2 protein-coding genes are annotated in these 2,028 nt (G+C 72.8%); both read left to right on the top strand.

The genetic code is table 11. From position 1 onward, the window contains the following. Positions 1 to 22 precede the first annotated feature (22 nt). On the top strand, positions 23 to 1,489 hold the full coding sequence (locus FDZ70_09800; protein TLM69150.1) for a GGDEF domain-containing protein: 1,467 nt from the start codon (positions 23 to 25) through the stop codon (positions 1,487 to 1,489). Then, the coding region (locus tag FDZ70_09795) for a DUF1461 domain-containing protein (protein TLM69149.1) at positions 1,386 to 2,028 on the top strand (643 nt) is incomplete at its 3' end. The genes FDZ70_09800 and FDZ70_09795, both read left to right, overlap by 104 nt.

Raw genomic sequence — 2,028 nt, 5'->3', positions numbered from 1 at the left:
CACTGCGAGCGCCGCGAGGGCCGTGAGCGGCTCGAAGACGGCGCCGAAGGCGCGCAGGACGCCGGCGGCGTCCGCGATCGACAGCGAGATGGAGGTGGGGTCGGGGGTCATCGGCGCCTTCGCCGGAGGGGTCGCCGAGAGTATACGCCGCGCCTGCGCTTTGCCTCGTCCCGCATGCGGGCGGTACACTCCACCCCGTTCGCCCGAGCACCGCCACGCCGGACCCGCACGCTGCGGAGGTGGCCTCACAGCCGTGGGTACGACCCGCCTCGCCAAACTGCTGCGCCGCATCGCCGTCGTGAGCTGGCGCGCCCAGCCGAGCCAGTCGGACATCGAGGCGCTCCAGGCCAACATCCGGCGTGTCGGCCTCGTGGTGCGCGTCCGGTGGGCCATCGTGATCGCGCTGACGGTCTTCTCGGTGTTCGCGGCATGGGTCTACGCGGTCGCGACGCCGCTCGCCACGCTGCTGCGCAACATGGCGATCCCGGCGGTGGCTCTCGCGTTCGTGTGCGTCTACAACGCCTACTTCCAGATGACGTACCGCCGATGGGGCAACGTCCGCTTCTTCAACCACGCCCAGCTGTTCCTCGACACCGTCGTGGTCACCGTCCTCGTGTACTACTCGGGTGGTGTGTACTCGTGGTTCCACGCGATGTACCTGCTGTTCGTGCTCGAGGCGGCGTTCATCCTGCCCGGCCGCGGCGACGTGTGGGCGATCGCGGCGTTCTCATCGGTGTGCTACGGGGGCGTACTGCTCACCGAGTACCTGCGCTGGGTGCCGCACGTGGTGGTTCCGTTCTCGGGCAACGACCTGTTCTCCGAGCACACCTACGTGCTCGTGCGCTACCTGTGGGTGGTCACGATCCAGGCGGGCGCGGCGTCGGTGGCGACGCTGATGATGGGCGCCGTGCGCGCGCGAGAGCTCGACCTGGGGCGTCGCACGGTGGTCGACTCGCTCACCGGGCTGTACAACCGGTCCTACTGCCAGCGCCTGTTCGAGACCGAGATCGAGCGCGCCGCCGCGGACGGCCGGCGAGTCGGTGTCGTGGTGGCCGACCTCGACGACCTGACCGCGTTCAACAAGCTGTTCGGCGTCGACGCGGGCGACCAGCTGCTCGCTCAGGTCGCGACCGAGATCGAGCGCTCGATGCGCGACGCCGCCCCCGGGGTGCGCGCTGCGGTCTGCCGCTTCGGGGGCGAGGAGTTCGCCATCATCCTGCCCGAGGACACTCCGGGGGGCAGGTGGACCGCCGCCGAGGTTGCCGAGGCGGTGCGCGCGGCGGTCGCCCGCGTGCGCGTGGGCGACGGGGGCGTGACCGCGTCGGTGGGCTACGCCGAGCACCCGCGCGACGGCGTCACGGCCGGCGACCTGCTCGTCGCGGCCGATGGCGGGCTCGCGGCCGCCCAAGCGGCCGGCGGGAACGCGGCGCGCGGCCCGGTGGATGACGCCGGCCGGCACGAGACCGCTGAGGTGTCGGATGCGCCGTGACGCCGAAGGGCTCGCGATCGGCGGCGCGACGGCCGTGGCGCTCTTCCTCGCCGCGCTGGGGCTGGCGCTGCTGCCGGTCTTCAGTGCGCCCGCGGTACGGCTCGCCGCGGGCGACGCGCAGCTGTCGGAGCGCGTCGGCCTGCCCGAGGACCGGGCGCTCGAGGCGGTCGAGCTCGTCCGCCGGTACGTGACCGCATCCGCGCCGCGGCGCCTGCCGCTGTCGTTCTACGGCCGCGACGGCTTCGACGACCGCGTCACGACGCACCTCGACGACGTCCGCTCGGTACTCGTGGGCGCGCGCGTCGCCACGGTCGCCGCGTGCGTCGCGCTCCTCGGCGCGTTCCTGCTCGCGCGCAGGCGCGGGCGGTTGGCGGATTTCGCCTCGGGGCTGGTCGCCGGCGGCATCGCGCTGCCGGTCGCGTCGCTGCTCGCGGCGCTCTTCGCGGCCGTCGCGTTCGACACGGCGTTCACCGTCTTCCACGGGCTGTTCTTCGAGTCCGACTCGTGGATGTTCGCCCCGGATGACCTCATGGTCGAGC

It is taken from the genome of Actinomycetota bacterium, assembly GCA_005774595.1.
Taxonomy (GTDB): domain Bacteria; phylum Actinomycetota; class Coriobacteriia; order Anaerosomatales; family D1FN1-002; genus D1FN1-002.
Note: the sequence above shows the minus strand (reverse complement) of the source record. Positions and strands in the feature narration are given on the sequence as shown.